The organism is Psychrilyobacter piezotolerans (assembly GCF_003391055.1).
GTDB lineage: Bacteria > Fusobacteriota > Fusobacteriia > Fusobacteriales > Fusobacteriaceae > Psychrilyobacter > Psychrilyobacter piezotolerans.
In genome coordinates, this window is record NZ_QUAJ01000014.1 from 55845 (window position 1) to 80829 (window position 24985).

General features: G+C 35.6%; 21 protein-coding genes. 1 reads left to right on the forward strand and 20 read right to left on the reverse strand.

Translation table 11 applies throughout. The features are described 5' to 3' along the window. Positions 1-54: 54 nt before the first annotated feature. Positions 55-1002, reverse strand: a complete 948-nt coding sequence (locus tag DYH56_RS09020; protein WP_114642518.1) for an acetyl-CoA carboxylase carboxyltransferase subunit alpha — start codon at positions 1000-1002, stop codon at positions 55-57. Positions 1003-1018: 16 nt separating this feature from the next. Then, complete coding sequence (gene accD, locus DYH56_RS09025) at positions 1019-1900, reverse strand: acetyl-CoA carboxylase, carboxyltransferase subunit beta (protein ID WP_114642519.1); 882 nt, start codon at positions 1898-1900, stop codon at positions 1019-1021. Positions 1901-2312: 412 nt separating this feature from the next. On the opposite strand from accD, the gene DYH56_RS09030 reads away from it, so the two are divergent. Continuing rightward, entirely contained in the window at positions 2313-2996 is a 684-nt protein-coding gene (locus DYH56_RS09030) for a hypothetical protein (RefSeq protein ID WP_114642520.1), read from the forward strand. A 110-nt stretch (positions 2997-3106) separates the two neighbouring features. On the opposite strand, the gene rodA is transcribed toward DYH56_RS09030, so the two are convergent. The 18 genes from rodA to DYH56_RS09120 all read right to left on the reverse strand — a co-directional run bounded on the left by rodA (position 3107) and on the right by DYH56_RS09120 (position 24904). After that, entirely contained in the window at positions 3107-4219 is a 1113-nt protein-coding gene (rodA, locus tag DYH56_RS09035) for a rod shape-determining protein RodA (RefSeq protein WP_114642521.1), read from the reverse strand. Positions 4220-4244: 25 nt separating this feature from the next. Next, the gene (gene dut / locus DYH56_RS09040) at positions 4245-4685 is read right to left on the reverse strand and encodes a dUTP diphosphatase (RefSeq protein WP_114642522.1); all 441 of its coding nucleotides are present in this window, start codon (positions 4683-4685) and stop codon (positions 4245-4247) included. Positions 4686-5020: 335 nt separating this feature from the next. After that, positions 5021-6241, reverse strand: coding sequence for a M16 family metallopeptidase (locus DYH56_RS09045; protein ID WP_114642523.1), 1221 nt, complete (start codon positions 6239-6241; stop codon positions 5021-5023). 11 nt (positions 6242-6252) lie between these two features. Beyond that, positions 6253-7329 (reverse strand): LptF/LptG family permease, encoded by a 1077-nt coding sequence (locus DYH56_RS09050; protein WP_114642524.1) that lies wholly within the window; start codon positions 7327-7329, stop codon positions 6253-6255. Further along, positions 7330-8421, reverse strand: coding sequence for an LptF/LptG family permease (locus tag DYH56_RS09055; protein WP_114642525.1), 1092 nt, complete (start codon positions 8419-8421; stop codon positions 7330-7332). Between the two features lie 10 nt (positions 8422-8431). Then, the gene (locus tag DYH56_RS09060; RefSeq protein WP_114642526.1) at positions 8432-8980 is read right to left on the reverse strand and encodes a CvpA family protein; all 549 of its coding nucleotides are present in this window, start codon (positions 8978-8980) and stop codon (positions 8432-8434) included. A 9-nt stretch (positions 8981-8989) separates the two neighbouring features. After that, positions 8990-10171, reverse strand: a complete 1182-nt coding sequence (locus DYH56_RS09065) for a class I SAM-dependent rRNA methyltransferase (protein WP_114642527.1) — start codon at positions 10169-10171, stop codon at positions 8990-8992. A 228-nt stretch (positions 10172-10399) separates the two neighbouring features. Continuing rightward, positions 10400-11299 carry a protein translocase subunit SecF gene (secF, locus tag DYH56_RS09070; RefSeq protein WP_369928444.1) on the reverse strand — a complete coding sequence of 300 codons (900 nt, stop codon included), beginning with the start codon at positions 11297-11299 and terminating at the stop codon, positions 10400-10402. Then, a complete protein-coding gene (secD, locus tag DYH56_RS09075; RefSeq protein WP_114642566.1) occupies positions 11296-12516 on the reverse strand; it encodes a protein translocase subunit SecD in 1221 nt (406 codons plus the stop codon). Before secD ends, secF begins: the two co-directional genes overlap by 4 nt. Positions 12517-12622: 106 nt before the next feature. Then, complete coding sequence (gene ruvX / locus DYH56_RS09080) at positions 12623-13042, reverse strand: Holliday junction resolvase RuvX (protein ID WP_114642546.1); 420 nt, start codon at positions 13040-13042, stop codon at positions 12623-12625. A gap of 213 nt (positions 13043-13255) precedes the next feature. Then, on the reverse strand, positions 13256-15880 hold the full coding sequence (gene alaS / locus DYH56_RS09085; RefSeq protein WP_114642547.1) for an alanine--tRNA ligase: 2625 nt from the start codon (positions 15878-15880) through the stop codon (positions 13256-13258). A 373-nt stretch (positions 15881-16253) separates the two neighbouring features. Beyond that, the gene (gene lptB / locus DYH56_RS09090) at positions 16254-16979 is read right to left on the reverse strand and encodes an LPS export ABC transporter ATP-binding protein (protein ID WP_114642548.1); all 726 of its coding nucleotides are present in this window, start codon (positions 16977-16979) and stop codon (positions 16254-16256) included. Positions 16980-16989: 10 nt separating this feature from the next. Continuing rightward, positions 16990-19677, reverse strand: a complete 2688-nt coding sequence (gene lptC / locus DYH56_RS09095) for an LPS export ABC transporter periplasmic protein LptC (protein WP_114642549.1) — start codon at positions 19675-19677, stop codon at positions 16990-16992. 138 nt (positions 19678-19815) lie between these two features. Continuing rightward, positions 19816-22425: a DNA mismatch repair protein MutS gene (gene mutS / locus DYH56_RS09100; RefSeq protein ID WP_114642550.1), complete on the reverse strand. Its 2610-nt coding sequence runs from the start codon at positions 22423-22425 to the stop codon at positions 19816-19818. Positions 22426-22463: 38 nt separating this feature from the next. Beyond that, positions 22464-23417, reverse strand: coding sequence for a tRNA dihydrouridine synthase DusB (gene dusB, locus DYH56_RS09105; protein WP_114642551.1), 954 nt, complete (start codon positions 23415-23417; stop codon positions 22464-22466). A gap of 201 nt (positions 23418-23618) precedes the next feature. After that, positions 23619-23969, reverse strand: coding sequence for a hypothetical protein (locus DYH56_RS09110; RefSeq protein ID WP_114642552.1), 351 nt, complete (start codon positions 23967-23969; stop codon positions 23619-23621). 160 nt (positions 23970-24129) lie between these two features. Next, positions 24130-24444 carry a hypothetical protein gene (locus DYH56_RS09115; RefSeq protein WP_233500021.1) on the reverse strand — a complete coding sequence of 105 codons (315 nt, stop codon included), beginning with the start codon at positions 24442-24444 and terminating at the stop codon, positions 24130-24132. A 46-nt stretch (positions 24445-24490) separates the two neighbouring features. Further along, positions 24491-24904, reverse strand: coding sequence for a hypothetical protein (locus DYH56_RS09120; RefSeq protein WP_114642554.1), 414 nt, complete (start codon positions 24902-24904; stop codon positions 24491-24493). Positions 24905-24985 lie beyond the last annotated feature (81 nt).

Here is a 24985-nt window from a genome sequence, read left to right on the forward strand (position 1 = left end):
TAACTTCTACGGTTATTTTCTAATAATTTAATAATTACTCAAGAGGTTTTTTATCTATACCCCTTGATTTACTTCACCCATTTTTCTAAATTTTTCATATCTATGATCTTTTAATTCCATCATAGGAAGATCTTTTATTTCTGCATATGCTTCCAATACTTTTGTTTTTAAATTTTTAGCCATGACCTCATGATCCCTGTGAGCGCCCCCTAAAGGTTCCTCTATGATATCGTCTATTACCCCTAATTGTATCAACTGCTTGGCTGATATTTTAAGGTCATTTGCTGCCTGTGATGCTCTTGAGGCATCTTTATATAAGATTGCTGCACATCCTTCCGGTGATATTACAGAATATACACTGTTTTCAAGCATAAATACTCTATCTGCCACTCCCAGAGCCAATGCACCTCCAGATCCACCTTCTCCAATAACAACTGCTATAATCTGAGTTGATAAACCGGCCATCTCCATAAGATTTCTGGCTATTGCTTCTCCCTGCCCATGTTTTTCTGCATCGATCCCCGGATATGCTCCAGCTGTATCTATCAGTGTTAAAACCGGCAGTTTAAATCTTTCTGCTAACTTCATAAGACGAAGAGCTTTTCTATATCCTTCTGGGTTTGCCATTCCAAAGTTTCTATATATATTGGACTCCATATCCCTGCCTTTTTGATGTCCGATTATTACAAATCTCTTTCCATCTATCTTTCCAATTCCTCCTACAATAGCCGGATCATCTTTAAATAATCTGTCTCCATGCAGTTCTTCGAAATCTTCTACAATGTGTTCTATATAATCCAGAGTATATGGTCTCTTTGGATGTCTGGCTACCGACACCCTCTCCCACGAACTCAAATTTTTATAAGTTTCCACTAACATCATTTCTTTTTCTGCCTTTAATTTCTCGATCTCAGCAGATAGATCGATCTCTTTCTCTTTAGAAAAATTTTCTAATTCAACTATTTTTATTTCTAACTCTTTTAATTTTTTTTCAAATTCCATATTATTAACCCCCGAATTATAGTCCAAATAAATTATCTAATACCCTATGTACAGTTTTTTTCAAGTCTTCCCTCTTAGCAATGATATCCACCATTCCACATTCTTGGACGAATTCACTCAATTGAAACCCTTCAGGTAATTTTTGTTTTATTGTCTGTTCTATAACTCTAGGTCCTGCAAATCCTATTAGAGCTTTTGGCTCACTGATGATTACATCTCCTAACATGGCAAATGATGCAGTTACTCCTCCAGTAGTTGGATCTACCGGAATAGATATAAATGGTATCCCCTTTTCACGAAGTCTGTCCAACGCCGCAGAAGTTTTCGCCATCTGCATAAGTGATAAGATCCCCTCATGCATCCTAGCCCCTCCGGAAGTTGCTACTACTATTACAGGTATCTTTCTTTCGACACCTCTTTCAATTGCACGGGTTATCTTTTCCCCTACAACTGTTCCCATACTTCCACCTAAAAAAGAAAAATCCATGGCAGCTATACTGACTTCCATCCCAAACATCTTTCCGATTCCAGAGATAACTCCTTCTTTTAATTTAGTCTTTATCTTTGCATTTTCTATTTTTTCTGCATAATCAGGAAATTTAAGGGGATCTCTTGTAGACAGGTCTACGTCAAACTCCTCAAAAGTATCCTTATCTATCAACAATTCAATCCTTTGCTTTCCACTCATCTTGAAGTAGTTGTCACAATTCGGACATCTCATCTCATTTTTTTTGATATCTTTTTTGTAGATTATTTCATTGCACCCAGGGCACTTAACCCACAGCCCTGATCCTGTTATATTCGGCTCCACCTTTTTAGGTTCTTCCTTTTTTTCTACCTTTTTTTTCTCAATCTTCAATGTAGCGTATTTTTTTTTATTAATAGAGAAAATACCCATTAACTTCACTCCTCCTAGTTAGTAAAACTAAATACAAGACTTTTACGCCTATTATAAATTTTACTAGATTTTATATATTATTGCAATCTTCCCATTGCGTCATTATTGTTATTTTACCATATAATCTTGTTTAATTTTTACTCAAAACAAAAAAAGTATCTTTTTTGCAGAATAAGTTATTTTTTTTACTTTTTTTCTTCCACCCCATTAAGAAAAAGTACAGATATATAATATAATTACAACTGTTATTATACACTATTTTATGCTTTTTTTGTATCTCTATCTTTTCCCCTTTATATCATTAGGGAGATTGACATTTACAGATTAGAATTATATACTTTAGTGACAACTGAACTTTCGCGATGATGTACGCATTAAAACATCAATTATAATAAATTTTTAGGAGGCTTTTATGAAAAATAAGTTAAAGATAATTTTTCTCTCTGGATTAATCCTATCTTTAGGAGCGTGTACCAACATTCAAGATACATTTACAGGTACTCCTACATATACAGAGATTGAAAAAACTAATTTCAACGTGCAGGAAGAAACACAATTATTTGCCATGGGCAGCTATAAAGTAAATGAAAGCGGAACTGCTGTGGCTAAAATGAGAGCAGAAGAGGAAGCGGAAATATCTTTAAAGAAACAAATTTTCACCGAGACTACAAATGTATTAAATTCATTTTTTAATGAGATCCACACTAAAAATATCGTAATCTCCAAAAGCACCACCAGTGATCTGGCTAATCTAGTTTCATCCCAGCTGATAAAGGATGCTGTTACGACAAACTCTTGGAACAATGAGGGCAGGGAATTTATTGTTTTAGCTATAGATAAAAACAAAATTCCTGAAAAAGCAAAGGGGATCTTTGTTACCCACCTTGAAGGTATTATTGATGATCTAGACGGGGCTATTAATAAAGTTTCTGCAGAATACTTGGAAATAGCCAACCCTCCTGTTGTCGTTGCAGCTGAAGAAACTCCTGAAGCTGAAGTTATAGATAAAACAGAAAATATAGAATCTAACGATCCTGTAGAAAATTCAAGTTCAGACAAAAATGCTGAACCAGAAGTATTTTTAGATGACTTTTAAATAATATGGTAACTAAAAAATGGAAGCCTGGCTTCCATTTTTTAGTTACTATATGTAATTTTTTTGACCATTTTTCCAAACAGTCATTTCCTTTATTGAGGTAAAAAAAATTAATATTTATCACTATGAACTTTTACACTCTGAACTATCCCCAGCATCATAAAGGTAAATATATATGAACTCCCGCCATAACTCATCAGGAGAAGCGGCAAGCCCGTTACCGGCATAATACCTATTATCATTCCTAAATTTACTGTGGTATGGAAGAATATTATGGCAGCTACTCCATAACAAATCAGCCTGCCATATTCGTCCTTGGAGCTATTACCTATCCGGACTATATTATAGATAAGGGAATAATATAAGACTAATAATATCACCCCTCCTGCAAACCCTGTTTCTTCTAAAAAAACAGCAGCTATAAAGTCTGTATGGGATTCCGGTAAGAATTTAAGTTTACTCTGGGTTCCCTGGAATAAGCCCTTCCCAGATAAGCCCCCTGAACCTACTGCTATCATGGACTGAGTTACATTCCACCCGCTTCCCAAAAGATCACTTTCAGGATTTAAAAATGTTAATATCCTTGTCTGCTGATATTCTTTTAAAAGAAAAAAATATGCAAAGGGAACAAAGACTACCAGACTTCCAAGCATTATGATTATTGTTTTGAGATCTATTCCGTGAACAAATATCAATACTCCAAATATTGCCACCAGTGTAAGAGAGGTTCCCAGGTCCGGTTGTTTTAATATCAGTATAAATATAGGAAGAATATGAACTCCGGCCTTGATCACATCTTTTAGGCCTGAAAAACTACTTTTATACCTATTCACCAGGAGAGCTGAAAATGTTAACACCATAAAGATCTTTGCAAACTCCGAAGGCTGCAAGTTCATAAACCCCAGGTCTATCCATCTTTTAGCTCCTAATTTACTTACTCCAAATGCAAAAACAGCCAGTAGAGAGAGCAGACTTACCCCATAAATCAGTCTGGAGTATCGCCTGTACAGTTTGAAATCAATCATAGAAAATACAAAATATACCACGATCCCCAAAAGGAGCCAAATCAGATCTTTCTTTAAAAAAGAAGTGGTTTTGGTGTAGGTTGCGCTATATATTGAAAATGCACTGATTACCGCTATCAATAAAGCATTTAATAAAATTCTATAACTCATTTTTTTTACTTTTTTGATCAAAACTCTTATATCTCTATTATTTTTCATTTTTTCCACCTATCTATAATTATTACTATTTCCCTGTATGACCAAATCCACCTGTAGATCTTTTGCTTTTTTCCACCTTATCCGTTTCAACAAATTCCATCTTATAGACCTTTTGAAGGACAAGCTGCCCAATTCTTTCCATGGGATTTATAGTGTACTCATCCGAACTGAGGTTGATCAGGATTATCCCTACCTCTCCTCTGTAATCTGAATCTATGGTTCCAGGAGAGTTTACCAGGGTTATTCCATGTTTCATTGCCAGCCCGCTTCTAGGCCTTACCTGAACCTCATACCCAAATGGTATCTCCATGACAATCCCAGTAGGAATCAACTGCCTTTCCAAACTTTTTAGAGTTACAGGTTTTTCAATATGGGCACATACATCCATTCCAGCTGCACCATCTGTCATATATTTTGGAAGGGCTACACCTTCCTCCGTTATTATCTTGACTTCTACTTTTTTCATAAGTTTTTTCTCCTTTTGCCACTAATCTACACCAATTAAAATTAAAAATCTTTGCCACTGATTACACAGATTTCGTTTTTTGAATCACCAATTGCACGAATTTTTAAATTTTATAGCTGCATCACAGAAGTTTACCACTTTTCGTGATGCATTTAAATCTATTTATTTAAACAATAGAGAGATTTAATACTCGTATATTTTTAGTGTCATTCGTGACTAAAGTTTTTTCATCTGATTCTTCATTGTTAATTCATAATTGATAATTGATAATTTTTCTAATCTCTGCAGTATCTGTATCGAAAATAATTTCCAATTTTCAGTTTAAAGCTTTAACTTTATACATCCCCTAAGATAGTATATGAATAATATTCCTCAGAGAAAACTTTATTCGCCACCTCTTTTATATCCTCGCAGCTTATCTTCTCGATTTCTTCTATAGTTTCCTCAACCGTTTTTATCCTTCCATAGGTCAGGTATGAGTTGGCCAACCTGCTCATCCTGGCCCTGCTGTTTTCCAGACCAAAGGTCAATGAACTTAAAAATTGGTTCTTTGATCTCTCCAGCTCTTTTTCGGTAACACTATTTTTCTTTATCTCCTCAAATTCCTCCAGAACTATCTGAATTACTTCATTATAGTCTTTAGGTGTTGTCCCGGCATAGATGGTAAATAACCCGCCTTCTCTGAAGTTTGACATATAACTGTAGATTGAGTAAGCCAATCCACGATCTTCCCTTATCTTTTGAAATAATCTGGAACTCATATTTCCGGCTAATATATTAGAGATTATAGAATATTTATACCTGTCTTCATCTAAGTAGGAAATTCCTTTAGTGTTTATACATAGGTGGACCTGACTCATCTCTTTTTTAGAAACCTTTTTTCCGGAGTTTATTCTCATGGAAAATTCCCTGGGTATTTGAGTTTCTTTTTTCTCTATACTACCCATGGTATCCTCTAACATCTCCATAACTTTATCTATATCCATATTTCCAGCTAAAGATATTACCATATTTTCCGGTGTATATCTCCTATTGAAATAATCCACTAAGATCTCTCTGCTGATCCCGTTTACACTTTCAATACTCCCTAAAACTATGTTAGATTGGTCTCCGGAGATAGCAAATGTAGAATTTATATCATGCACTTTTTCCTCTGGGATATCCTCATACATATTTATCTCTTCAATCACAACCTTCTTTTCTTTTTCCAGGTTTTCATCTGAAAAAGTAGAATTTAAAAACATATCCGATAAGATATCTACCCCCACTTCCAGCCTGGAAGACAGCAGCTGTATATAATAAGCTGTGGTTTCCTTTCCGGTATATGCATTTATATTTCCGCCCACATCATCTATCTCTTCCGATAGTTCCTTAGCCGTCCTTCTGCTGGTTCCCTTGAACATCATATGTTCTAAAAGATGAGATACACCGTATTCACCGGCCTTTTCATCTTTTGATCCGGTTCCTACAAAGATTCCTATGGTTACCGATTGTATCCCGTCTATCTTATCAAAAAAAACAGGAATTCCGTTTTTTAATTTTTTTTCTATTATCATAATTTCTCTCCTTAATATTCTGCCTTATTCATTGCAATCATCCCTATACCTGTAAAGATAAGATTAGGCATCCATGCTCCAATAAGGGGAGACAAGATTCCTCCCATAGCTATGGCTTCGAAACTAGCCTGGACAATATAATAACCATAACCAAAAGCAATACTGAGGGCTATATTTATAGCCGATGAACCTCTTACATATCTGCTTCCAAGAGACAGACCTAAGATTCCTATGACTACACAGGCAAATGGATAAGCTATCCTCTTATGGAATTCCACTTCAAATTCCTTGGATTCTCCTCCAGTTTTACGGAGAAGTTCAGCTACCTTTCTCAATTCTGTTAAACTTAATTCATCTTTTCTGTATTTAGGAGTCAGAAATAATTTTGGAGCATCTTTTAATTCCGAGTTTCTATAAACATTATGATAGACTACTGTTTTTTCCTCTATCTTATTTTCATTGGCTTCATCTAACTCCCATCTGCCGTAGGCAGTATATCTTGCTGACTTAGCCGTGATTATAGATTTTATAGCATCAAAATTCTCCGTTAAAATTACAATTTCTACTCCATGGGCTATATTTGTCTCTCTATTTATATAGTCAAAATGATAGATATAATCTCCATTTCCCCTAAGGTATACATCATTTTTTTCTGCTGGGATCCTATCTTCATCTATCTGGTTTTTTCTTTTTAACTCACGAGCTACCTTTAATCCTTTTGGCTGTAAGGAATTACTGATATAAAAAACTCCTCCTGCCATGATAAATGCAGCAATTATAGGCAGGAGAACTATCCTTCTAAAACTGATCCCGGAAGTTTTTAGAGCTATCACCTCTAAACTGCTGGCCATCTTATTTATTGTTATTAATCCGCCTAATAGTGCTCCCAGAGGGGATACCTGTACCAGTATCCCAGGAATCAATGCAGCCATATATCTGGCACCTTCAATAGTTGTCATCCTCCCGGAGGTAACATAGTTTATAACTTTGAAGATCTGAGATATAACAAAAATCCCTATAAAAGCAAAGAGGGATAATAGAACTGACTTTATAAATTTAACTATTATATATCTGTCTATTTTTTTCATCTATCCCCTCCTTGCCTTTTTAATATACATAATTCCTGTGAGTCCTGCCAGAAGCAGGTTAGGAAACCATATAGCGATTACCGGATTGATAGTCCCCTTGCTGGATAACACTACTGCTACATTGAATAGGGTTATATATATAAATATCACTGCCATACTCAGTCCATAGCTGACACTTTTTCCGCTTCTATGGTGGCCCAAAGAAAATAATACCCCTAGGATTCCTAAAAATACTGCCGAAAACGGAGAAGCTAATTTTTTCTGCAGCTCTACCCTATAGGGTAAGATCTCTTCAGCAGCACTCTTATTCTCCTTTATTTTTTTTATATTTTTTAGGAGCATCACGGCAGACATAGTGTCTATCTCCTTTATCTCTACATCAAAATCAGAGAGAAATGAAGTCAGCGGATGAACCTGACTCTTAAAACTTCCCCTTAACTTTTCCTTCCCCTCTTCGTCCAATTGATAAAAGGTCGCATCTTCTAAAGTCATAGCACCATCTTTCCAAGTAGTTCTGTCTGCCAGCATGACATTTGGATAGATGTCTTTCTCACTCTTTTGAAAAATAACAACATCCTTTGCCTGGTTTGTTTTGGGGTCCAGCGTATCTATATAGATACTATATTCTCCTACATTTTCTAAAAACGTCTTCTCTGTCAATTGAAATGACGGTGTTTCAGTAGCAATTTTTACCCCTAAGGTCTCAGCTCTCACAAAAGATTCAGGTATTATTTTCTCCTGCAAAAAAATAGTAAGAAAAAATATTCCCACCGACATAAAAAATGGTACTTTCAATATCTTATTCAGACTCATTCCTATAGATACCATAGCCACACTTTCACTGGTTGAAGTCAGCTTATTATAGGTTATCATTACCCCAAGGAAAAATCCCATGGGGATCGTCTGGGACAATATCGGAGGTATGTAGTAGGTAAGCAGATGGAGCATATCCAGTGCCGGTACCCTTTTAACCAGGATACTTTCCATCATCTTTACCATCAATTCTATTAAAAATATAAAGGTGAATAGACTTATTCCAAACAAAACAGGCATTTTTAATTGATTAAACAAATATTTATCTATTATTTTCATAAAATACCCCTTATTTTGACATATATTCTTTTATCTGTTTTTCTACACTTTTTCTGAATTCAAGCTCCTCTAATTTTTCTTTTACAGCTTCAGGGTAGTATCCCTCTAATTTTGTGACATTCTTTAGAAAGAATTTATTTACCCTGCTGTCTTTTGAATATCCTTCCATTCCTGAAGACATACTAGACAGTAAGTTAAAAAATATTAGGAGTACGAAAATTATAAACCCGCCCTTTAACCCACCTAAAACTCCTCCCAAGATGCTGTCTGTCAATCCCATGAACATCTTAGGAAGAATTTTTCTTAAAACGGATAAAATAACAGAACTTGCCATATAGAGTCCTGTTAAAAGAGCTAAATAAGTTAAAAAATATAAAACATTTTCATTTATGTTAACGGTGCCGCTAACATATTCATAGACATAGGGTGTCCACTTTTTAGCCAAAACTACATTTAATATTAAGATGAAAAATGACAGCACCTCAAAGAAAAAACCCTTTTTAAAACCCATTAACACTCCCAAAACTAATATAATTCCAGCTGCAATATCTATATACATTAACTCCTCCTATCTTTCAATTACTCTTACCCAAAGAGCTTTTAAATATAGTGTTTCCGGTATATGCAGTACCCATGGATGATCTGTAGGCTGATAATTTATCCCTATTACCTCTAAACATAAACCATTTTTAGAAGCTGCCATCCTCGTCACTTCCATTACATCCTCTAAACTCATATGGTAAGCACAAGTTATAACTCCTAATATCCCACCTGTTTCCAGCATCTTAAAACTGTCTACGCATAGTTTATAGAAGAAATCTCTTCCCCTCTTTATATCTATTTTTTTCTTGATCAGTGAAGGAGGGTCTAAGGTTATAACATCATATTTTTCTCCCCTGTTTGATAACGTTTTTAAAATAGAGAAGGCGTCTCCCTCTACAACTTCAAATTTATTTTCAAAACCATTTAGTTCATAGTTTTCCAGACATAGTTTCAGAGCATGGGGATTTTTGTCTACAGCTACAACTTTTTGACACCCTTCGGCAAGTGCCGCCACAGAGAACCCGCCGCTAGATGAAAACACATCTAAAAACCTGGTGTTTGAATTTAAAAATGGTCTTATAAATTTTCTGGAATCTCTCTGATCCAGGAAAAAACCGGTTTTTTGACCATCAATTATATCCACCGTATACTTTAAGCCGTTGTCTTCCATAGTTACTCTATCCGGTATATCACCATATATTATTCCCGTCTTCTGTTCTACTCCCTCGTGGGTTCTATTTTCTACATCACTTCTCTCATAGATTCCCTTTGGTTTTGCTACTTTTTTCAATGCATTTATAATCTCCTGACGAAATGCCTCTACACCTGAATTTCTAAATTGCACCGATAGATATTTATCAAATTTATCTACAATCAGCCCCGGTATTCCATCGGCTTCCGAGAAAAATATTCTGGTACAGTTGGTCTCTTTATTTAAATATTTTCTTTTATCGTATGCAACTTTTATTCTATTTAATATAAATTTCTTATCTATAGTTTCTTCCCTGGTTGTCAACACTCTTACCAAAGCATTGGTATTTTCTACAACATAACCACGACCAATAAATGTAAGATCCTCGCTGCATACATCTACTATGTCTCCAGTTTTAACTGTTCCCATTATTTGCTTTATCTCATCTTTAAATACATTTGGATAAAAATTTTGTATCTTCTTTTCCTTATCTTTTTTTAACATTACTCTTGCCATTTTATATCTCCTCAAAACTTTTTTAAATTTTTTCTATACTCTTAATTATAACACAAACCGTTATTTTAATTCTTGTAAAATTTCTCTCTAAAAGAAAGCGGCCTTATATCAATAGAAGGAGTAACTTTTTTGTCACCAATTACACGAATTATAACCGAATTAAACAACTCTGAATTAAAAAAAAATAGCAAATAGATAGATTTCATCTATTTGCTATTTTGATAATCCTTAGTTATGTCCGATATCCTCTAGTTTCTCATTTTTATCCAATAGATAGATAAGGGGGCTGGCCAAGAAGATAGATGAATAAGTTCCTATTAATACTCCTATCAATAGCGTTGTAATAAACACCTTTAAACTAGCTCCACCAAATAATAATATAGCTAGGATAGCCAGAAATGTTGTAAATGAAGTATTGATCGATCTGGTTAAAGTTTGGTTGACACTTAGATCTACAGCTTCTCCCAGTGAACCCGCCTTCTTCTTTTTCAGTACTTCTCTGATTCTGTCAAATACTACTATTGTATCATTTATAGAATATCCTAAGATCGTTAAAACTGCTGCTATAAACGGTGTATTTACCTCGTATCCCAACAGTGCAATTCCTCCTACAGCTATTATAACGTCATGGAAAAGAGCTATTACTGCTGCCAGTGCAAATTTAAACTCAAATCTAACGGTAATGTACCCGACTATTAAGATCAATCCAACAAATAATGCTATTATTGCTGTGCTTTTTAATTCCTCCCCTATAGAAGCTCCTACCTTATCGGATCTAAGCAGGTCAAACTTCCCGCCTTTCTCTTCCAAGTCCTTCATAAAGTCATTTTTTACCTTTTCACTCATCTCAGGTGTTCTTATGATAACTTCATTCCCATCCGAGATCTGTACTTTCCTGCTGTTGTTGTCGATCTGCGGGATATCCAAAGCAATCTCATCCAATATGGGATTTAATTCCTTCAATTCCATAGTTTTTTCAAATTTAACCTGAATAAGGTTTCCTCCGCTAAAATCAAGACCATAGTTTAATCCTTTGGACATCAATGAAACTAAAGCTAATACAACTAATATAGTTGAGAACGTAAAGAATTTTTTTCTATTTTCAATTATTTTTATTTTCACTATTATTTCCCCCTAACACCAAATAAGATTGGCTTATCTATTTTAAATAACATTGTAAATCCTCTAAGTAATACCTTAGTTATTGTGATAGCTGTAAACATCGATGCAAGTACACCTATAGTCAGTGTTACTGCAAATCCCTTTACCGGTCCAGTTCCTAAAGTAAATAAGATAGTTGTTATTATAAGGGTTGTGATATTTGAGTCCATTATTGTACTGAATGCCTTTTTGAATCCTGCCTCTATAGAAGCCATAACTGTATTTCCAAACCTCAACTCTTCCTTTATCCTCTCAAATATAATTACATTGGCATCTACTGCCATTCCCACTGAAAGAATGATTCCTGCAATCCCTGGTAATGTAAGGGTAGCACCAAAGAAATTAAGTGTAGCAAAGGTGATCAGACCAAAACAAATTAATGCCAGGTTGGCTACCACTCCTGGTAATCTGTAGAAAACCATCATAAATACGGCGATTAGTCCTATAGCTATCATTCCAGCTGTTTTTGATTGAGCTATAGATTCATCTCCCAATGTTGCTCCTACCGATCTGGTTTCCAAGATCTCAGCCTTTACCGGTAAAGCCCCTGCATTTAATAGTGATGCAGTATTTTTAGCTTCCTCTACCGTGTAGTTACCTGTAATAACTCCTTGTCCACCAGCTATCTCACTGTTGATTCTAGGAGCAGTCTGTACCACTCCATCCATTGTGATGGCAAGCTGTTTACCTATATTATTTCTAGTTATTTCAGCAAATTTTGCTGCTCCCTCCAGGTTCATTACAAATGAAATTTGAGGTCTCCCCAGGTTGTCGTAAGATACAGCTGCTGATTTTAATGCCTTACCAGTTAATAAAGTTTTTCCCAATGTCCCATCTGCATTTTGTATCTTAAATTCCATAAGCGCAGTTTTTCCGATCATAGCTATTGCTTGTTCTGTATCGGTTATCCCAGGTAATTCAACCATTACCCTCTTATCTCCTACTTTTTGTACAGAAGATTCAGATACTCCCAAGCCGTTTACCCTTCTATTCAACACTTCAATAAGTCTTCCCATAGCTTCATTGTCTAACCTTTGTCCCTCTTCCGGTTTTGCCTCGAGCAGCACATATACTCCGCCCTTTAGATCCAATCCTAATTTTACTGGTTTAGTCATTGTAAACCATGCAGCACTCAGTACAACTATTGCCACAAATATTATTCTGTACATATATCCTTTTCTCATTCTAGCCACTTTTTCTGCCTCCCCTAACGGCTTTCAGCCGAATTGTCTCAAAGTTCTTAATTTATGTAGTAAATTTATAGATACTTTGGTGATACCCTTTTTTATCCTATCTTTTCATATCCAGATACGTTTGCAGAATAATTGCTGCAGCTACCTGATCCACCGTCTTCCTTTTATTTATGGCACCCTTTACACCATTATTCTGCAGCATCTTATCCGCTGACACCGTTGATAACCTTTCATCGATCTCTATAAACTCCAACCCGTCTATCTTTTTGTTCAATTTTTCCATGAATTCCCTTACTTTTTCAGCCTGACGTTTTTCTGTTCCATCCAGACTCTTTGGAATACCAATAACTATACTCTTGGTATTATGCTCTTCACAGAGCTCTTTTACCCTCATTACAGCCTTGGTTTTCCTCCTGTCTATTACTTCTAAAGGGGTTGCTATCATACCCATTATATCGGATTTAGCCACTCCTATCCTTACATCTCCTACATCCAGAGACAAATATCTTTTAAACATATTTTTTTACCTCTTCCTTTTATGGTTTCTCCTATGGAGAAACCAAATTTAAGATATTTAGAAAAAGATTATGCAATAATCTTTTTCTAAAACTTTTTTATTAAATTCAAACTCAAGCCTAAACCTCGGTTTCCCCCATAAGGGTCTACATTTGAAATCAAATTTTAATTATATTTGATTTTAATATTCGTAGAATCCCATCCGAAGGAAGAGTTATAATTTTTCTCCTAATATAGTTCTTGCCACTTTTAAAGCTTCAGGAACTTTATTTCCGTTTTTCCCGCCTGCCTGGGCGAAATCCGGTCTTCCCCCGCCATTTCCATCGGCAATTTTAGCGATTTCACGAACCAGGTCTCCGGCTTTTACCTTCCCCATAAGATCTTTGGTTACTCCTACGGCAAATACAGCTTTCCCGTTATCTGTTCCTAAGATAACTACACAGCTGCCTAATTTATCCTTAGCTTTGTCTACAATCTCACGTAATCCGCCTGCTTCTTTATCTTTAAATGCAGAAACCAACACTTTTACACCATTTATCTCCTCTACATTATCAAAGAGTGAATGAGCTTCATATCCAGCTAATTTAGATTTAAGTGCTTCAACCTCTTTATTAGCGGCCTTTAAATCCTCTACTACCTTATTTGCTTTAGCAATTAAATTCCCGTGATAAGGTTCTGATTTTAATATCTTCGCCAGTTCAAATATACCATCTTCCATTTCATTTACTATCTTATATGAAGTAAACCCTGTTGTTGCCTCTATCCTTCTTACTCCGGCAGCAATTCCAGTTTCAGTTAAGATATTAAATAACCCGATTTCTCCTGTTCTCTCTACATGAGTTCCGCCACATAACTCCATAGAGAATCCCGGTATTTCCACAACTCTTACCTTACTTCCGTATTTGTCTCCAAATAACATTGTTGCACCTTTTTCTTTAGCCTCATCCATAGTAAGTTCTTCAATACTTAAAGGAACATTTCTGAATATCTGCTCATTTACGATTTTTTCCACTTCTTTTATTTGGTCTCTTGTTGCAGCTTCATAGTGAGTAAAATCAAATCTTAATCTATCCTGTGATACCAATGATCCTGCCTGTTGTACATGATCTCCAAGAACTTCTTTTAAAGCTTTATGCAATATATGTGTCGCAGTATGGTTTCTCTTAATCTCTACTCTTCTGTGTTTATTGATAGATAACTCTAACTCTAAACCTTTTTTCAACTTATTTCCGCCCTCTGCCATCTTCACAGTATGGATAAATATATCTTTTTGTTTTCTTACACTTGTAACTGCTCCAAAGATCTCTTCTCCGATTATTTTACCGGTATCGGTAGATTGCCCGCCTGACTCAGCATAAAATGGAGTCTTATCGAAAATTATTGTGTAGTTTCCTTCATTGTTATCTTTTACGTGTAATATTTTAGCTTTTGTTTCAAATACTTCATAACCAACGAAATCAGTTTTTCCATGTTTATCAAAAAACTCTTCTATAAATGAATCCTGCCCGGCTTCTTTAACCACTTCTCTAGACGACCTGGCTCTCTCTCTCTGCTCCTCCATCTTCGCAAGGTAATCATCATGGGAAATAGTTACTCCCTCTTCCTCACAGATCTCCTCTGTAAGTTCATATGGGAATCCAAAAGTGTCGTATAGTTTAAATACTACACCGGCGTCTAATTCTGTCTTATTTTCCGATTTAGCTTTTTTGATCTCGTCCAATGCAATGATCATCCCCTGATCCAGGGTAGCTGAGAATTTCTCTTCCTCAATTCTTACCATTTTCACAACATGATCTTTATTTTTTACCAGTTCCGGGTAAGCTTCTCCCATTAACTCTATTACTGTATCCACTAATTTATACAGGAAATTTTCCTTATTTCCCAGTAACCTTCCATGTCTTACTGCACGTCTCAAGATCCTTCTAAGAACATATCCCCTTCCCTCGTTAGAAGGCAAGATTCCGTCACTTATCATAAATGTAATGGCTCTTATATGGTCTGCGATCACCTTTAATGAGAAATCGATCTTATCATCTTTTCCAAATGTGTATTCAGAATTTGTCAGTTCTCCAGCTTTTTCAATGATAGGAAAAATCAGATCAGTTTCAAAGTTATTGGCTTTTTTCTGCACCATTGCAGCTACCCTCTCAAGACCTGCTCCTGTATCGATGTTTTTCTTTGGTAACGGCTCCAACGACCCATCTTCCATCCTGTTATATTCAGTAAATACCAGATTCCATATTTCGATAAATCTGTCGTCTGTCCCTTCATCTCCTAATTTCGAGTTTTCGTCTCCTCCATACTCTACTCCCAGGTCTACATGGATCTCACTACAAGGTCCGCACGATCCCACAGGACCTGCTGACCACCAGTTATCATCTTCTCCTAATCTTACCAGTCTTTCCATTGGTACGCCAATTTTTTTATTCCAGATTTCCTCAGCTTCATCATCTGTTGTAAATACAGATATCCATAATTTTTCTGGATCTAATTTCAATACCTCTGTGATAAATTCCCAAGACCAGGCTATAGCCTCTTCTTTGAAATAATCTCCAAATGAGAAGTTTCCTAACATCTCAAAGAAGGTATGATGCCTGGCTGTTCTCCCTACATTTTCAAGGTCGTTAGTTCTGATACACTTTTGGTGAGTAACCACTCTCGGTGTAGGAGCTTCTTTTTGTCCTAAAAAATAAGGTTTAAAAGGTACCATTCCTGCTACTGTCAATAGTAGTGTCGGATCATCCGGTATCAATGATGCACTTTCGTAGTGTTTATGCTGTTTTCCTTCAAAAAATTCTATAAATTTTCTTCTGATTTCGTTACCCGTTAAATTATTCATCCTATCCTCCAAAATTTAAATAGTTAAATTATCCTGAGACTCTTATTGGCCCCACAGATATTTTCCTTTGGTTTTTCATTTTAATATTTTGATTTTCACAGATTAAAACCTTTCAACGGAAAGACACAGAGTTATACTGAGATTCTCAGAGATAAAAATCTTTGTTTCAGATACTCTTTGAGAACTTTCTTTCTTTTCCTTTGTGTGCTTTGTGCTCAAGGTTTAAATTTTAAATTTCTTTCTATGTATTATCAATTGTATATTTTATTCAAGTTTTTATTCGTGTCATTAGCGTAATTGGTGGTTAATCTTTTAGTTATTACTTTTCTTAATTTTTATTATATCACATCTAGACATTGAAAAATCAGATAACCTAATCTAATTTAAACCCCTCTCCCAAATAGATCTTTCTTGCTCTTTCGTCGTTGGCTATCTCTTCCGGTGACCCGCTTATCAGGAGTTCCCCCTGAGCCATTACATAGGCCCTGTCGGTGATTCCCAGTGTTTCCCTCACACTGTGGTCTGTGATCAAGATACCCAGTCCTCTTTTTTTCAGATACCTTATAATCTCCTGGATATCCTCTACAGCTATCGGATCTACCCCTGCAAAGGGTTCATCCAACAGAATAAAATCCGGGTTGTTAGCTATTGTTCTGGCTATCTCAACCCTCCTTCTTTCTCCTCCAGAGAGGGAATACCCCATGGATTTTTCCACATGGGTAAGTTTAAACTCTTCCAACAGATCATCTTTTATCTTAATTCTTTCTTCTTTCTTTATCTTTCTCATCTCTAAGATAGCCAGGATATTGTCCTCTACACTGAGGTCTCTAAATATAGATGGTTCCTGGGCCAGATATCCAATTCCCATATTGGCTCTTTTATACATAGGATAATCAGTTATATCCTGTTCATTGAAAAAAACTTTTCCAGATTCAGGTTTTACTATCCCTGTGATCATATAAAAAGTAGTAGTTTTTCCTGCTCCATTAGGTCCTAAAAGCCCAACTATCTCACCCTTATGTACTTCTAAACTTATTTTATTTACAACTCTTCTTTTCTTATAGCTTTTACACAGATCCTGAGCAATTATACTCTTCAAATTTTACCTCCTACTTTTTATAATCTATCCTTACATTTCCTTCGGCATTCAATATCCCTGTTTCCATGAAGTATTTTGCGTAGTCAGCTTCAATATGGTTTTCTATTGTGTCCGCTGCCACATTTTCCCGTAAAACGGCAACCTTAGTTTTATTAAATATTTCTCCCTTATCAGATGATGCAGTCATGACTTTTCCGTCTTTATCCACGTTTTTGAATTCCACATCATTTATAAGAACTGCTATCTCTGTATTCATATCGATATCGGTAATTTCAGATTTAACATCGGTTGTACCACCTATATTCAGATGGTTACCACGACGTCCCAGAGCCAGTTTTTTTATCAGATCCACTTCCATATAATCTGAATACAGGGTCATATCCTGATATTCATAGACTCCATTTTTCTTTATCTCAGATCTTGAAATGGATAATTCCCCGTTGGCATCTTCATATAAAAATATCTTAGCTGTGTCACCTCTTATCTTAACAGGTTCTTTTTTCTGTGTTTTTTTGTCTACATTAAAGGCAGTAGCACGTACATTTCCATCCAGATCGATCTGTCTGTTTTTTAGATCCCCAAACATAAAATCGCCATAGAGTTCTTCCCCTGTGGATGATCTTAAGTTTACTTTAGTCCCATCTAAGATCTCACTTTCCATATTCCCCTTCATAGTCCGGCCATCTATTGTATAATTTTCATAATAGATCTTATATTTTTCCGAAGTATAGATATCATTTGTAATAAAGGAGTATTCTACCTGACTGCCTGTAAATTTCATCCCTGGATTTTGTATCACTACATTTTTATTCAGCTGAACAACCTGTCTGGGAATAAAGTAATTCACCTCATCACCAGAGGCTTTTTTATCCCCGCTTATTCCATTAAAGTTTTTGGCCTTCACCATTTTCTCAGAAACAAAATAAATTCCATCATTCATAGTTGCATTTCCATCTTTAGATATTATCTTAATATCCCCTGGTATATCCACCCTTTGTTCAGCAAATATATATTTTCCACGATCAGCATAGAGAGTGGCATCATTTGTTGTTATCTTTAAGTTCCCGATGATTTCAGCATAATTATTGGTATCAAATTCTCCCCGGTCTCCTACCATTTTAGACCCATCTTCATCTACAATAACTATATTTTTTTCTATCTTTCCTAAGCCTGTATTGGAATTATAAGTTAAATTTTCACCTGTCATATTTTTTTTATCCTGGATCACCGTCACTCTGCCTCTGGAAATCAAGTCTCCTGCATCCATCTTATATTCAGCATTTTCACCATAAAAAGTTATTTTATCCTCGGGGTTATAGATTGTATATTTCCCATAGATATAGGCTCTTTTATTCAGGTCATCCACATCTATCCTTTGACTCTTTAGGATCGATCCCCTATGGGTAACTTCAGCATCCCCTGTAAATATATATGATTTTTTTTCTAAGTTAAAGTCAACCTTCTGAGCCCGGCCATCCAGCTGGTCCCCTTTAAAACTTCCATCTGTAATTTTTCCAATCTTAGTTTCATCGTTATAATAAAGTTCTTTTCCTATACTTTCATAGGTATCTCCCCTATAGTCGTAGCTGTTTAATAGTTTTAATTCCTTGGTTTTACTGTTATAAGCGAGATCTTTGGTAAGGATTTTCCTGTCTAAATCCTCATAACTCACTGATTTTTTAGAGGTCATATAGAGATCCCCTGTTTTTGTATCATAGGTTCCCCTGTCAGCTGAAAGTTTACTTGTTTTATTGTCAATTTTAATGTTTCCATCTACTTTCAACATCCCGGTAAGACTATCATACACTCCGTTGTCGGCAGCCAGATTAAAGTTGCCATTTTTTCCCCTGAGAGGTCCTGTGAAATACATCTTATTTTCATCAGCCACATAATTTATCTTCTCCACAGTCAGGTTTCCATTTTCAAATTCTATCACTATATCTTTAGAGATAGTAAAATTCCCTGTAATCTCATCATATTTAAAATCTTTCGCTCTAAGGTTTGCCCCCTTATAATATATGACAAAATCTCCCTGGGCATGGATAGTTTTCTTTATCCCGTCATATCTGGCTTCTTTAAAGTGGCCGGATAGTTCGTCAGTTTGCAAAGCCCCTAATTTCCTTCCTCTTATCCTGATGTTTTCCTTCACATCCAAAATCTTAGTGGCATCATTATAATGCACAAAATTTGCACTGAGCTGCATCTTGTCTGTTACCACCCTTATGTCATCTTTTAAGTTTAAATCTTCTAATTTTGTGTCTGTCACCAATGAATCTCCATAAAGGGTAATACCCTCCTCTTCATTGTACGCTTTCACCTGGTTGCTGGCATATATTTTCTCTGCTTTCTGGTCATAATTAGCTTTTTCCGCCTCTATTTTCCATCCATTTTGAGATACTCCCAGTATATTGTTTTCTAAAAATAAATTATTTGCACTGTCTACCAGGGCATTATCTCCAGACAGCTTCATCCCGTCAAACATGGCTACAGCTTTCTCAAAGGTTCTTTTATTATTAACAGTATCATCGATCTGCTTCTCTGCTTCTACGTGGTAATTTTCCACATCATAAGAAACATTGGAAGTTACCAGGGATTCCTCACCTTTTTTTTCTATCTGCTCCGGTTCCTTTATATAGTTAAAGTAGACAAATACCACTAAAAGTATTGCACCTATATAGTATGATATTTTTTTGAGCATATTTACCCCCTTTTAATCGGTACAAACTCATCCTTTTTATGGTTGCTCGATTGACGAGTACGAAATTTTCTTATAGTTATAAAAAAATTACGATGTCAAAGAGTAACCAACGCCAGAATAATTAGCGATAAAAACTTATTAGTTCATCAATAAGTTTTTAAGTTCATTTAATTTCATCATAGCATCCAAGGGTGTCAGGTTATTTACATCCAGTTTAGCTACCTCGGCTAAAATTTTCTTTTCACCTGTACTTATTTGAGGTTCTACTATTTTTGGTTTTTCTATTTTTATAGGGGATCCTCCAAACAGCGACAGTTGTTCCGACCCTATTTTTTCCTCGATTATAGCTTTTTTCGTCTCCAAAACCTGCAGAAGCTGTTTGGCTTTCAGCAGTATTTCAGCTGGCAGGCCGGCAAGCCTGGCTACCTCGATTCCATAGGATTTATCGGCTCCTCCCTTTACTATTTCACGGAGAAACACCACTTCATCGTTGGCTTCACTGACCTCTATCCTATAGTTGGACAGATATTTCAATTTATATTCCAGCTCTGTCAGCTCATGATAATGGGTAGCAAATATAGTTTTAGCTCCCAAATTATCATGGATATACTCTGTTATAGCACTTGCCAGAGAAAGACCGTCAAATGTAGACGTTCCACGGCCTACTTCATCTAAAATAACAAAAGACCTGTCTGTAGCATTGTTTACTATGTTGGCTACCTCACTCATCTCTACCATAAATGTAGACTGCCCGCTTACCAGGTCGTCACTGGCTCCAACCCTTGTAAATATCTTATCTACAATACCTATCGTAGCACTGGAGGCCGGCACATAAGAACCCATTTGGGCCATCAGTATAATGAGAGCTGCCTGTTTCATATAGGTAGATTTACCTGCCATATTCGGCCCTGTCAGTACAATTACCTTGGTCTCTTCGTCCAATATAATATCATTACTTATATAGTCCTCTCCTACAACGAGTTTTTCCACAATTGGGTGACGGCCGCTTCTTATCTCCAGATCGTATCCCTCTACTATTTTCGGGCATATATAGTTATTTTTAGTAGCTATATCGGCCAAAGATGCGATTACATCTACATAGGCTAATCCAAAGGCCAGTTTTTGCAGTAATTTTATCTCTCCTACCAGCTTTCCCGAGATCTCTTTCAGCAGATCATATTCCAGCCCTTCGATCTTTCCCTTGGCATTCAATATAGTAGATTCATATTCCTTTAATTCAGGAGTTATATATCTTTCGGCATTGGTAAGAGTTTGTTTTCTTATATATTCCTCCGGAACCAGATGAGAATTAGCCCGGCTTACCTCCAAGAAATAACCGAATACTTTATTGTATTTTATCTTGAGGGTTTTTAGCCCGGTTTTTTCCTTCTCTTTTTTTTCTATCTCCAAAATATAGTTTTTTCCTGATTTAGAGATGGTATGGAGTTCGTCCAAAGTTTCATTATGACCGGTTTTGATCATCCCCCCTTCCCTAACGGAAAACGGCGGTTCCTCCACTATGGATCTTTCTATCAGATTATAGATCTCCACTAATTTTTTTATATCGGTGGTAAACATCTGGTTTGCTCCCAGGATTTTTATAACTTCTAAAGATGATTTGATAGATTTTTTAATAGCTATCAGATCTCTGGCATTTTCAGTTCCCAGGATTATCTTCCCTATGAGTCTTTCCAAATCATAGATACTCTTCAATCCTTCCCTCACATCTTCACGGACTAAAACCTCATCTATAAAATAACCTATATCTCCCTGTCTTTTTTCTATCTCGTCGATATTTAAAAGGGGATTCTTTATCATCTTTTTCAGCATCCTGGTTCCCATGGAAGTTTTACACCTGTCCAAGACCCATAGGAGAGTTCCCATATTAGTTTTTTCCCTTGTATTTTCCACCAATTCCAAGTTCTTCTGGGTGGCCAGGTTTAATTCCAGATAATTCATCCTATTGTCATAGGAGATCGTCTGAATAGGCAGTTCATTGTATTTATGCAGCTCCAATACATACTCCAAAACAAATCCACCGGCATCCACAGCCAGTTCCTTCCTGTCTATCCCGTAACTTTCCAGGGAGATTACATTAAAATACTTTTTTAATATCTCATCTGCATTTTTCACTTTATTTATGGGGTTTATCACAATCTCATTTAATTTTTTATAATCACTGAATTCCTCGTTAAACCTTTCCAGGGTTCTGCTCTCTACCAATATCTCTGTAGGAGATAATTTATAGATTTCATTTATGGCTTGAGATATTATATCTTTTCCTTCCAACTGGGTTACCTTAAATTCCCCTGTGGTTATATCCAGATAGGATATCCCTGCTTTATTTTCTCTGATTATTATCCCTAAAAGATAGTTATTGCTCTTATCGTCGAGATAATCGGTATCTATTACCGTACCAGGTGTGATCACCTTTACAACTTCCCTCTTTACCAGACCCTTGGCTTCGCTGGCAGCTTCTACCTGCTCACATATGGCAACCTTGTACCCCTTGGCTACTAATTTTGATATATATCCTGCTGCTGAATGGTATGGTATTCCTGCCAGAGGCACATTCTGCCCCTTTTCCTTATTTCTACTGGTTAAGGTTATACCTAATTCTTTTGAGCAAATTACAGCATCCTCAAAAAACATCTCATAGAAATCTCCTAATCTAAAAAATAGGATATTTTCCTGATTCTGTTCCTTTATCTCTTTATATTGTTTCATGAGTGGCGTTTCTTTACTCATTATCTTAAACCTCACTTTTAATTTTATTTTCTTGCTTTTTATTGTGAATTATATTCCTTTAATTTTTCTTTCAACCTTATCAATACTTCACTTATCTCATCGTAGTTATCTATCTTATTCAGCAGATTCTTCACCTTACTCCCACCGGTTATTCCCTTGAGATACCAGCATAGATGTTTTCTTATCTCAAAATTAAACTGCTTTTCAGGATAATCTTCCTTCATATAGTCTATATGTTTTAATGCCATATCTATCTTATCGATATATGTTATTTTTGTCTTCACTTCTCCAGTTTCAAATCTTTCCCTTATCTGCTGAATCAGCCATGGATTTCCATATATTCCACGAGCCAGCATTATTCCGTCTACCCCTGATTCAGTAGCTTTTTCATAGGCATCCTCAGCTGTAAATATATCCCCATTCCCGATAACCGGTATAGACACAGCTTCTTTTATCTGCTTTATAGTCTCCCAATTAGCCGTCCCGCTGTACATTTGTTCCCTGGTTCTCCCATGGACTGTAATATGGTGCAGACCTAATTCATCCGCTATCTTGGCTATCTCTACCGGATTTTTATGCTCCTTATAACCTATTCTTATCTTCATAGATAGTTTTGTCTCAGGTTTTAAGGCATTTTTTATGGCTGTCATCAATTTTCTTATATGTTCTGGATCCTCTAATAGAGCTGATCCATAACCGTTCTTTGTGATCTTAGGCATGGGGCACCCCATATTTACATCTATATAAGTTACTCCCAAGCTCTCTACATATTTAGCACATTCCACCATAACGTCTATATCCCGGCCGAAAATCTGGACCCCGTCATTGGGAAGCAGTCTAAGCATTTGTTTTATTGTTTTTTCATTGGCCATCTTCACTGCATTTACACTTACCATCTCCGTAAACATCAAATCCGGATGGAATTTATTCATAATTCTTCTATATGTATAATCTGTCACTCCTGCCATGGGAGCGATATATATTTTTATCATCTGTTTTCACCTCTTATTGCTATTTTTAATAAATTATCCCTGTTATGACTCAGTGCATAACTGTCCATTTAATCATAAAATTATACCATAGATAGAGATGTTTTTCCACTTCACACATTTAATCCATCCTTGATTTTTAAAGATTAAAATCAAAGAATTAAAGGCCTTTATGCAAAAAAAAAGCCCCTGAATAATCAGGGACTAATGTCTTTTTATCTTGGAATTAGTCTTTTCAGGCAATTTACTCAGATGAACATACCGGCTATTTGCTGAATGAGCATACCTGTCTATAATAGCTCCTAAATCCGAACTTTCAAAAGCGGTTTTAAAGTTTTCGTTTTTCAATAATTTTTCTGTAAACCTGTAGAAGCACTCTTCCTGGGGATGAAAAATAACATCTTCCGAATAGATTTTTTCTCCGAGAATCTCACTTAAAAGTTCCGCTACCTGCATGGTAAATACCCCTTCAACTTCAACGGTATTTCTAGAATGATTAATTTCCTCACGATATTTGGGCCATAGTTTTTTTTCAACATCTGTATAAGAATTCATAAGTCCCTCCCTTTAGATTTATTACCTTATTTAGATTTACATATTTTTTATGATAATTCCTTTAAAAATTAAAAAAAATTTGAGTTTTATATAGTTCACAACAAAAACAAAAAACCTACCCTGTTGAAAGAGTAGATTTTCCTTAAAAATTAATCTATATTTATTTCTTTTTAAATCTGTCAAAAACTGATTTTTTATTTGCTTTTTCAGCTTCCTTCATACGATTTTCTTCTTTTTTTACATTTGACCAGTTAGGATCTGCCTTCATATTTTTCTTAACTTGTTTCATATATTTAGCAGTGTTTTTAGCCATAGTATACTTGGTTTTTACCCCTACAACTATGTCTCTTCCTGTTTGAAATATCCCGGATATGATCTTTCCCGGATATCCGGCCGCTTTTTTTAATGCAGTATATTTATAGACTTCTCCACAACTGGGGCACCTGTATTTAGCAGGTTTGTCCGCAATTTTCATCTTTTTCTTACACTTCGGGCATCTAATAATTATTTTTTTTACCATATTACAGGGTTCCTTCTATTTCAAATGCCAATTCCTTTACAATATTTTCATACCCTAATATTTCTCTTATTCTAATATGGTTTCCATATAATTTTATTGCTATATCCCCAATATGAGTTTTATAGTTTTCCTTAGTAAAAGTTAATTTCGGATAGAATGGCTTTCTTTTTTCTATCTTCCCATCTATCTCTACTAAGATATAACCTTTTTTATACCCTACCAATGTCAATTGTTTCGCAGCATCTATCTTAGCTTGTTTCTCATCCTTTTCTTTTCTGGCTTCTGCATTCAATCTTTTTTTATCAGTTCTTCTGGCCGCTTCCTTTACTTCAGCAAATCTCTTTGTTTTTTTTATAGCCTTCAGTATATTGTATTCTGTTCCTTTTGGTTTATCTTTATTTACACCTTTTTTCATTTCCTACCACCTAATTTCTTTATTGTTTTATATTGTATTATATAACATTTAATGAATTTTGGCAATAAAAATAGGATTCCT

Coding starts and splice junctions, on each gene's coding strand:
- lptC (WP_114642549.1), bottom strand. CDS start 19,677: ATGCTCAAAAAAATATCATACTATATAGGTGCAATACTTTTAGTGGTA.
- alaS (WP_114642547.1), bottom strand. CDS start 15,880: ATGAATAATTTAACGGGTAACGAAATCAGAAGAAAATTTATAGAATTT.
- dut (WP_114642522.1), bottom strand. CDS start 4,685: ATGAAAAAAGTAGAAGTCAAGATAATAACGGAGGAAGGTGTAGCCCTT.
- mutS (WP_114642550.1), bottom strand. CDS start 22,425: ATGAGTAAAGAAACGCCACTCATGAAACAATATAAAGAGATAAAGGAA.
- DYH56_RS09055 (WP_114642525.1), bottom strand. CDS start 8,421: ATGAAAATAATAGATAAATATTTGTTTAATCAATTAAAAATGCCTGTT.
- DYH56_RS09030 (WP_114642520.1), top strand. CDS start 2,313: ATGAAAAATAAGTTAAAGATAATTTTTCTCTCTGGATTAATCCTATCT.
- DYH56_RS09045 (WP_114642523.1), bottom strand. CDS start 6,241: ATGATAATAGAAAAAAAATTAAAAAACGGAATTCCTGTTTTTTTTGAT.
- dusB (WP_114642551.1), bottom strand. CDS start 23,417: ATGATAAAAATATATATCGCTCCCATGGCAGGAGTGACAGATTATACA.
- DYH56_RS09115 (WP_233500021.1), bottom strand. CDS start 24,444: ATGAAAATTGCGGACAAACCTGCTAAATACAGGTGCCCCAGTTGTGGA.
- DYH56_RS09065 (WP_114642527.1), bottom strand. CDS start 10,171: ATGGCAAGAGTAATGTTAAAAAAAGATAAGGAAAAGAAGATACAAAAT.
- DYH56_RS09120 (WP_114642554.1), bottom strand. CDS start 24,904: ATGAAAAAAGGTGTAAATAAAGATAAACCAAAAGGAACAGAATACAAT.
- secD (WP_114642566.1), bottom strand. CDS start 12,516: ATGAGAAAAGGATATATGTACAGAATAATATTTGTGGCAATAGTTGTA.
- DYH56_RS09060 (WP_114642526.1), bottom strand. CDS start 8,980: ATGTATATAGATATTGCAGCTGGAATTATATTAGTTTTGGGAGTGTTA.
- DYH56_RS09020 (WP_114642518.1), bottom strand. CDS start 1,002: ATGGAATTTGAAAAAAAATTAAAAGAGTTAGAAATAAAAATAGTTGAA.
- ruvX (WP_114642546.1), bottom strand. CDS start 13,042: ATGTTTAAAAGATATTTGTCTCTGGATGTAGGAGATGTAAGGATAGGA.
- DYH56_RS09110 (WP_114642552.1), bottom strand. CDS start 23,969: ATGAATTCTTATACAGATGTTGAAAAAAAACTATGGCCCAAATATCGT.
- DYH56_RS09050 (WP_114642524.1), bottom strand. CDS start 7,329: ATGAAAAAAATAGACAGATATATAATAGTTAAATTTATAAAGTCAGTT.
- accD (WP_114642519.1), bottom strand. CDS start 1,900: ATGGGTATTTTCTCTATTAATAAAAAAAAATACGCTACATTGAAGATT.
- rodA (WP_114642521.1), bottom strand. CDS start 4,219: ATGAAAAATAATAGAGATATAAGAGTTTTGATCAAAAAAGTAAAAAAA.